Annotated in this window: 8 protein-coding genes and 2 pseudogenes; 4 read left to right on the top strand and 6 right to left on the bottom strand. The window is 58.9% G+C overall.

The window, feature by feature from the left end:
• Nucleotides 1–95: 95 nt before the first annotated feature.
• From ACR0JI_RS20250 to ACR0JI_RS20240, 3 genes and pseudogenes are all read right to left on the bottom strand, one after another.
• Nucleotides 96–371: pseudogene (locus ACR0JI_RS20250) on the bottom strand (DDE-type integrase/transposase/recombinase); the annotation flags it as partial.
• Nucleotides 372–455: 84 nt separating this feature from the next.
• Nucleotides 456–884: pseudogene (locus ACR0JI_RS20245) on the bottom strand (ATP-binding protein); the annotation flags it as partial.
• 50 nt (nucleotides 885–934) lie between these two features.
• On the bottom strand, nucleotides 935–1,645 hold the full coding sequence (locus tag ACR0JI_RS20240) for an IS6 family transposase (protein ID WP_480477977.1): 711 nt from the start codon (nucleotides 1,643–1,645) through the stop codon (nucleotides 935–937).
• A 215-nt stretch (nucleotides 1,646–1,860) separates the two neighbouring features.
• Between ACR0JI_RS20240 and ACR0JI_RS20235 the strand changes: the two genes are divergently transcribed.
• A complete protein-coding gene (locus ACR0JI_RS20235) occupies nucleotides 1,861–2,439 on the top strand; it encodes a helix-turn-helix domain-containing protein (protein WP_480496270.1) in 579 nt (192 codons plus the stop codon).
• Nucleotides 2,440–2,557: 118 nt separating this feature from the next.
• Entirely contained in the window at nucleotides 2,558–3,448 is an 891-nt protein-coding gene (locus tag ACR0JI_RS20230) for a LysR substrate-binding domain-containing protein (RefSeq protein ID WP_480496272.1), read from the top strand.
• Here ACR0JI_RS20230 and ACR0JI_RS20225 read toward each other — a convergent pair.
• From ACR0JI_RS20225 to ACR0JI_RS20215, 3 genes are read right to left on the bottom strand one after another with little or no spacing between them, the layout of a single operon-like run.
• Entirely contained in the window at nucleotides 3,435–4,007 is a 573-nt protein-coding gene (locus ACR0JI_RS20225; protein ID WP_480496274.1) for a thiamine pyrophosphate-dependent enzyme, read from the bottom strand. The two genes, ACR0JI_RS20230 and ACR0JI_RS20225, sit on opposite strands and share 14 nt — an antisense overlap.
• On the bottom strand, nucleotides 4,007–4,552 hold the full coding sequence (locus tag ACR0JI_RS20220; RefSeq protein ID WP_480496276.1) for a decarboxylase: 546 nt from the start codon (nucleotides 4,550–4,552) through the stop codon (nucleotides 4,007–4,009). The genes ACR0JI_RS20225 and ACR0JI_RS20220 overlap by 1 nt, the downstream gene beginning before the upstream one ends.
• Nucleotides 4,552–5,646 carry a pyridoxal phosphate-dependent aminotransferase gene (locus ACR0JI_RS20215; RefSeq protein ID WP_480496278.1) on the bottom strand — a complete coding sequence of 365 codons (1,095 nt, stop codon included), beginning with the start codon at nucleotides 5,644–5,646 and terminating at the stop codon, nucleotides 4,552–4,554. Before ACR0JI_RS20215 ends, ACR0JI_RS20220 begins: the two co-directional genes overlap by 1 nt.
• Before the next feature lie 129 nt (nucleotides 5,647–5,775).
• Here ACR0JI_RS20215 and ACR0JI_RS20210 point away from each other — a divergent pair, with 129 nt between their 5' ends.
• Nucleotides 5,776–6,798 (top strand): succinylglutamate desuccinylase/aspartoacylase family protein, encoded by a 1,023-nt coding sequence (locus ACR0JI_RS20210; protein ID WP_480496280.1) that lies wholly within the window; start codon nucleotides 5,776–5,778, stop codon nucleotides 6,796–6,798.
• Nucleotides 6,799–8,259, top strand: a complete 1,461-nt coding sequence (locus ACR0JI_RS20205) for an aldehyde dehydrogenase (protein WP_480496282.1) — start codon at nucleotides 6,799–6,801, stop codon at nucleotides 8,257–8,259. It abuts the gene before it with no gap.
• Nucleotides 8,260–8,266: the final 7 nt, after the last annotated feature.

Genomic DNA, 8,266 nt, shown 5'->3' with positions numbered 1-8,266 from the left:
AGCATTTGACGCCTGGAATGCTGCCACCCGAGCAACTTGACACCCAAGCATCAGGATTTCTTCGTGAGTCAGAAGTTAACGTGACAACACCTGCAGAAGAGCTCGATGTATTCGAACTCGTCTTGCCGCGCGTCGTCCTGGGTCGGGTATGTCCGCCGCCTGATCCGTTCTCGTTTCAGCAGTTGGAAGAAACTTTCAGCGACCGCGTTGTCGTGACAATTGCCGCGTCGGCTCATGCTGGGTTCCAGGTTGTGCTGGCGCAGGAATGTCTGCCACTCCCGGCTGGTGAATTGGGAGCCCTAGTCTGAGTGGACCACGACCTTACCTGCGGGTTTGCGCCGCCATACGGCCATCAGCAGGGCTTGCAGAGCGTTTGTCAACGGCGGCAAGAACCGGCCGTTGGGGTGGAGCAAAAGTAGGCCAGTTTGGCGCGGGCGCCTTGCAGCGTGCGACCCTCAAATAGCAAGCACGGTCCAAGGCGCATTGGCCGTCAGGCCAATCCTGTAAAGATCATTTCCGGATTTTGCGAGGCGGGCGCGGCTCTGGTTGAGGCGATAGCTTTCGCCGTTCATTTCCATAATGTTCACATGATGGGTCAGGCGATCCAGCAGGGCGCCGGTGAGGCGTTCGGTCCCGAAGGTTTCCGTCCATTCTTCGAACGGCAGATTGCTGGTGATCAGGGTGGAACCTCTCTCGTAGCGTTGTGAGATCAGCTCGAAGAGCAGTTCAGCGCCGGTTTTGCTCAATGGCACAAAGCCCAGTTCATCGATTGTCAGCAATTTGACCTTGGCCAGTTGCCGTTGCAGCCGCAGCAAGCGCTTCTCGTCGCGGGCCTCCATCAGTTCATGAACCAGCGATGCCGCTGTAACGAAGGCGACCGGCAGGCACTGTCAAGTTATTGGCGCTGATCTGAGATCAGGCGCACGGTCGCCGCTCAGGCCCGGAGATTCTCAACGTATTCCTGCCAGAGGCCGAAGGCGTCGGCACATGCATGGCGGTAAGAGGGTGTGGACAGATGATGGCGTTTGGGGCGGAACAGAGCGGCGATCTGGTCATGTGCCGAGAGGAAGAGCTGCGTCTGGCCGGGTGACTTGAACCGGCCCATGATCTTCTCGCGCCGTCGGGTATGCCGGTGCGAGGCCTCGGCCCGGTTGTTCAGGCCCTTGTGGGCGCGATGGTCGGTCCCGGGGCAGAGCCCCCTCCGGGCCACCCGGTAGCTGCCCAGCTTGTCCGTGATCAGGACCCTCGGCGCGCCCCACTTCAGCATCAGCTTGCGCATGAAGCGCTTCGCCGCGTTAGCATTCCGGCGCGCCTGCACCAGGATCTCGAGGACGTCACCACGTGCATCGACCGCCCGCCAGAGCCAGCGCTTCTTGCTGCCGATCACGATGACCATCTCGTCGAGATGCCACTTGTCGGCCGGCGCCGGACGATCCTCGCGGATTCTTCCCGCGATCTGGCGGCCGAAACGCCTAACCCAGGAACGGACCGTCTCGTGGCTGACCCGGACGCCCCGCTCGGCCAGCAGGTCCTCGACGTCCCGAAGGCTCAGGGCAAATCGATGGTAAGCCCAGACGGCAAACCCGATGACCGAACGTGGGTACCGAAACCCCTTGAGACGCGGCGAAGGGACTGACAGGATCATCGCGCGCCTCTATCGGTGTATGATCGGGCCGTCAACTTGACAGTGCCGTTCTTGCACAGTTCGACGCCTGGGTTGAGGATGGTACGATTAAAACCTAAGCCAGAACGACCTTACAACTGACCCACAATTCCCCGCAGAACCGGGTCGGGAAAAGTTTGCGGCCATTCCTGCCAACCGCTATCAACATCCAGACAAGGATGAATGGCGATCGCTTGATGGTAAATAAAACGGATACTGAAAAAGAAGTCGGACAGACTCTGCAAAGGTTGCGGCAGGAGCGTAATCTGACGCTGGCGGATCTGGCCACCCGGGCGCAGGTTTCAACCGCGATGATCAGCCGGATCGAAAACGGGCATGTATCCCCTTCACTTGGCACGTTGCAATCATTGGCGGATGCTCTGGACGTCGCGCTGATGGCGCTGTTTGCACATTCCGAAGTGGCAGCTGATGTGCATCATGTCAAAGCGGGCGACGGGTTGCCATCGCGGCGCATCACGCAGGGCCACGCACATGATTACATGTTGCTGGGCAAACATGGCGGGCCCGGTGGCACGTTTCAGTCTGCCCATATCACCATCTCACGTGACCAGTCAGAAAGCCTGCCAAGCTATCAGCATGAAGGGTACGTCTTTCTCTATATGATCAGGGGCACGGCGGTCTATCGATGCGGGACCGAGGATTTTACGATGGCCGCCGGAGATACGCTGAGCTTTGACGCCAAGCTGCCTCATGGCTTTCATCAAATCCTGTCAAATGCGATTGAATTCATCACCGTTTCAACACGTCCGCAGTAAGCAGGCATCACATTCCGGCGGCATCGGGCCGTATAACCCACCGGAACCATTTCATATTCCTATATTATGTGAAACTATGAATAATCCGACCGTATATCTCAATCAGGCCTAATCTCGCATGAAGATCACTTTCAAACAGGTTGACGCTTTTCGAACCGTGGTTTCGACCGGAACCGTGACCGAGGCGGCGGCGATGCTGGGTATCTCGCAGCCCGCGGTCAGTCGCCTGATTTCGGACTTTGAGGCCGAAGTTGGATTTCGGTTGTTTCAACGCTCGGGCCGGGTGCTGGTGCCCACGGATGAGGCCCGTCTGCTGGTGGAAGAAGTTCGGCAGGCCGTCAGCGGCATGGAACACATCAAGGAATCTGCGACTGCCATCGGGAAATTCGGCCACGCGCGGCTTAGCCTTGTGATCACCCCGGGGGTGTCGTCCCAACTGGCCCCCGATCTGATTCAGGAATTCGCCGCCACCTGGCCGCAGGCCATGGCCCGGATGGAAATCGCGCCCAGCGACGATGCGGTTGAATGGATGGTCTCGCAGAATTACGATTTCGGGGTCACGACGACCGAACCCGCCAACCCGTCCTTTGACAGTCTGGTGATCCGGAACAGCGATGTGTGCTGCGTGGTTCCAACTGGTCACCCTCTGACCGGGAAAACCCTTGTACAGGCGCAGGATCTGGCTGGTGAGAACTTTATCTCATACATGCCTTCCTCGCGGTTCCGGTTCGAGATGGATCAGTTTTTCGAGGCAAAAGGCATTCAACGGCAGATGCAGTATGAGACGCGCACTACCGACGCAGTATGCCGTCTTGTTGCGCGTGGGTTGGGCGTCTCGGTTGTCGGGGCCAGCCTGGATTACCTCAGAACAATTCCTGACTGTGTCGCCCTGCCCTTTGCGGCACCTCTGACCTTTCGGGCAGTTCTGTTCTGGTCCAAAAACAAGCCCCTGTCTGCCGTCGGGCAATCCTTTCTAAAGATCGTGCAATCTCAGATTAACGGCGATTAAGCGCCTCGCGGAAACTCTCCCGCGCTTGCGCGCTGTGAATATAGGCGTAGTCCCGGGGATAAGGAGCACCTGCCGTCAATTCCATCGAAACAAACTGTGGGCCGGTGGATGACAGCACCTGCGGCAGCGCCGCGGAAAACTGATCCAGCGTGGTAAATCGCTGAACTCCGGCGTAACCGGCGGCCCATGCCATAGCAGTAAAATCCACTCTGTCCGCGCCGGGCAAAGGGTGCGACCCGTTCACCTCATAGACTCGGTTGGCCGAAAGGAAATGGTAAAGGTTTGTCACTCTCGCATTGGCAATCGTCACCAAAGTTCCCAGATTCATCAGCAGGCTGCCGTCGCCATCCAGCACGATCACACGCCGATCAGGATTGGCCAGTGCCAGACCCAAACCATGAGAGGATGCCTGTCCCATCGCTCCTACAGCCACGTAGTTCAGATCGCGCGGGTTCAGGGCAAGCCAGTCGAAACAGCTTTGATACACTGCAACAACAATATCGTCCTCGCGAATATGAGGAATCAGGGCCTTCAACGCTGCGTCGCGGAGCATGGTCATTACGCCTCCGGTGCGCGGCCAATCAGGAAAATATGGGGTCTTGAGGCCGCATAGGCCGCTTCGATCGCCTGCGGGATATGTTCCTCATCCCCCGGCTCTTCGATCAGGGAATGTGACAGCTCCATCGCATCCAGCACAGGCCGGACGATCCGCACCCCATAAGAGGCTGACTGATCCGGGTGCATATGTGGCTCCTTGCCTTGCAGTCCAACCATCATGACCACCGGCAGTTCATAGTCGACGCCAATGGCCCGGATCGCATTCAGGGAATCCATCAACCCGGTTTGCTGCATCATCAAGACCGCCCGCGTACCGTTGTATGACATCGCCCCGCAAATACTGACGCCCTCATCTTCTTTACAGATACGGGTCAGGCGAAATACGGGATCGCGTGAGATCGGCCAGAGAAGCCCATCACTGGTAACAATATCCGGCAGCGCAACTATTTCACGAACACCCGCCACCTTGATTGCGGCTATGATTGCGGCGCCGGATGGATGCGCGACCTGCGGAGCATCTTCTGCTGGTTGAGGGGACGCGACCATCAGGCACCTCCGGCCAGAAACGCAGCGATCCCGTCCCGTGCCGCCTGCAATTCATGGCGGTGGCCAATGGTAATGCGGATATAGTCGCGATAGGCGGGCGAGGCGAACCGGCGGACGGCAACGCCGCGCTGCCGCAAGAACCGATCCACCGCTTCGGCAGATTTCCTGGGATCGGGAAACTGAACCAGCACAAAGTTGGCCTGGCTTGGAACCACATACAGGCCCAGTTCCGTTAGTGCGGTCGAAAGCCATTTTCGATTATTCAGGTTAGTCTCTCGCACAAAACGGGTGTGCACAGCGTCTTCCAGTGCTGCAACTGCTGCCGCAACCGAAGAAGACGCCACGGGAAAGGTCAGACTAATCCGGCGCACGCTGTCGACCACATATTCAGGCCCGAACATCCAGCCGACGCGTGCGCCCGCCAGTCCGAAAATCTTTGAAAACGTCCGGCACATGACAACATTGTCCGCAGCCTCCACCTGCTTGTGCGCAGGCTCATAATCCGCCGCATCGACATATTCCTCGTAGGCGGCATCAATGATCAGAAGCACATTTTCAGGCAACGCAGCATGAAGACGGCGCAGCTCTGATCCGTTCAGATATGTACCTGCCGGGTTTTCGGGATTGGCAAGGTAAACGATCCGGGTACGTTTAGTCACCGCCTCGATCATTCGGTCGACTGAGGGTTTGAAGGCATCGTCCGCGACCGACACCACCTCGGCGTCATTGGCATAGGCGTAGTTCGGTACTTTGAGATAGCCGTTTGCGCTGCGGATCAACTCGGTGCCCTGCCCCAGATAGGCGCGGGCCAGGCGGGCCAGCAGATCGTCCGATCCCTGCCCGGTGGTGATCCGTGCGGCGTCCAGCCCAAATTTCTCGGCGATTGCTGGGGCCAGAATGTGATCGGGGTTTTCAACATAGCGTTCGACACTGCTGATGGCCGCACAGGCGGCGGAGCGGGCCGTCGGGCTGGGACCAAACACACTTTCATTCGAGTTCAGAAGGATCGCAGGCGGCGGAACGTCCATGGACGCCGCACCCATCATATGAGGTTTGATCCTGTCTATTCCAGCTTTAGCACGGGCTATGACCATCCAAATCCTCCGGCGCCGCCAGTGACGGCAATGGCAATTTCATACATATATCACACAACATAAAATTTTAGACAATTCACTTTCAAAAAAATTATGTTATGAAAGTCGCAGCCCAGTAGAAGAACCCGGATGACCGACACGCTTTCACCCCAACCCAGCAGGCTTCACCTGACCATTAATCTGGATGCGCCGGGTCGGCAGGTTGGCGATCTTATGCTGAAATGGTCCGACAATACCGTACCGCTGGGATACCATCCCATCCCGATCATCAGCCTGCGGGGCAAACCGGGGCCGTCTGTCCTGATTCTGGGCGGCACACATGGGGACGAATTCGAAGGGCCCTCAGCAATCCTGCGTCTGGCGGAACGGCTGAACCCTGCCGAACTCTCTGGGCAGGTGATCCTGATCCCGGCCCTGAACGCGCCCGCCTTTCAGGCTTCGTCGCGGGTTTCGCCATTGGATGGTCAAAACCTGAACCGCGCTTTTCCGGGCGATGCGGATGGTGGCCCGACGGCCATGCTGGCGCATTTTGTCGAAACCGTACTGCTGCACCGCGTTGACGCAGCCATAGACCTGCACTCAGGTGGTAAGGCGTCCGTTTTCGATCCTTGCGCACTGGCGGCAAGGGGGGATGACACAGACCTGACCGCAGCCAACATGGATTTGGCCCGCGCCTTTGGGCTTCCGCTGATCTGGGTACTGGGCGTGCATAACGACAACCGCTCGGTGAATGCTGCCGCTGCCCGCGCCGGAGTTCCGATGATCGCAGCAGAACTTAGTGGCGGAGGGGGTGTCGATCCTCATGCCACTGACCTTGCTGAAGCCGGGCTGATACGCTGCCTGAAACATCTGGGCATTCTGCCGGGCGGCTCTCCTGCCCCGGCACCGGCGCAATGTGTGGAAGTCGCCGATCCGCTGCATTCGATCCATGCACCTGCGGATGGCCTGTTCGACCGCCGCTGCGCTGCCGGGCAACAGGTAATCAAAGGTGATCTGGCGGGTACTCTGCACTTTCCGACCGAACCGGAACGCGCAGCTGTCAAGCTTACCTTTCCCGCAACGGGCCATGTTCTGGCCCATGGCAATCGCGGCATTGTACGCCGGGGCGATTTGCTGGCGCTGGTTGCCCAACCCGTGCCCGAGGGACGTTGAATGAAAACCTGCTCTCCGTTCATTTCCGGTGCCTTTGTTGATTGGGATGGTGAAACCCTGCCCAGCATCGACCCCGCCACTGGTCAGGTCTGGTGCAAGGTCGCCCGTTGCGACGCACAAACCGCCGATCAGGCTATCCGGGATGCCGATCATGCTTTCCGGAACGGGCCATGGGCAAAGTCGGGGCCGCCAGAGAGGTCGGATGCGCTCGACCGATTGGCAGACATCTTGGAAACCTGCTGGGAAGAGCTTGTAACGCCTGAAATCCGCGACAACGGAAAGCGCATAGCCGAGGTGCGCGGACAATTTTCCGGGCTGCACAGCTGGTTCAGGTATTTCGCGGCAGAGGCGCGCAAACTACAACCCGAACCGCAAGCCAACAACGTCCCAGGCGTGCAGAGCGTTGGGTACCATTTGCCCTATGGCGTCGTGGTCGCCATCACGCCATGGAACTCTCCGTTGATGATCCTTGCCTGGAAGCTGGCACCGGCATTGGCGGCGGGCAATACGGTGGTTGTGAAACCTTCTGAAATGGCCTCGGCCTCGACTCTGGAATTCGCACGGCTGGCGCACGAAGCAGGACTGCCGCCCGGGGTGTTAAACGTGGTCACCGGACTGGGTCACGAGGTGGGCGAGGCGTTGGTTCGTCACCCCCTGACGCGCAAGGTCACTTTTACCGGCTCGGATTTTGGCGGTCGTAAAGTGGCCGAGGCTGCCTCAGCCGGAGTAATCCCTGCGGTGCTGGAGCTGGGTGGAAAGTCTCCGCAGGTGGTCTTTGCCGACTGCGATCTGGACAATGTGGTCAACGGAATCCTGTCCGGCATCTTCCTGTCGAACGGTCAAACCTGCGTCGCCGGTTCAAGGCTGATTGTTGAGGCCGGGTTGAAAGACAAGCTGGTATCACGCCTGGTCGACCGGGCGCGAGCGCTTAGGATGGGTGACCCGATGGACCCAGACACTCAGATCGCACCACTGGCCAACGAGCCGCATCTGCGCAAGGTGACGGCGATGATCGAACGTGCCAAGGCCGATGGCGCAGCCTGCCTGCTGGACGGAACCGCTACGGCAGCGGGTCGGAACGGGTTCTATATCGGGCCGACGGTGTTCGACAATGTAAGCCCCGACATGCAGCTTTGGCGTGAAGAAGTGTTCGGCTCGGTTCTTGCCGTAACCTCATTCACTACCGAAGACGAAGCCATCGCGCTGGCCAATGACAGCGACTATGGGCTGGCTGCAGGGGTGTGGACGACCGATGCCGACAAGGGCGCGCGTATCGCCGGGGCTATTGCGGCAGGCTCGGTCTACATCAACCACTATCGCAGCGTAGACCCTGCCAGCCCCATCGGCGGGATCAAGCTGTCGGGCTATGGGCGTGAACTTGGCCCGAACGCCATCAAGGATTTCTGTCAGGTCAAATCGATATGGACCGGCACCGCGCCAGTCCCCGATCCATTCCCCTGACCACCGA

This window comes from Ruegeria sp. N10 (assembly GCF_056531545.1).
The sequence above is the reverse complement of the archived record's forward strand: the minus strand, read 5'-3'. Positions and strand labels throughout refer to the sequence as shown.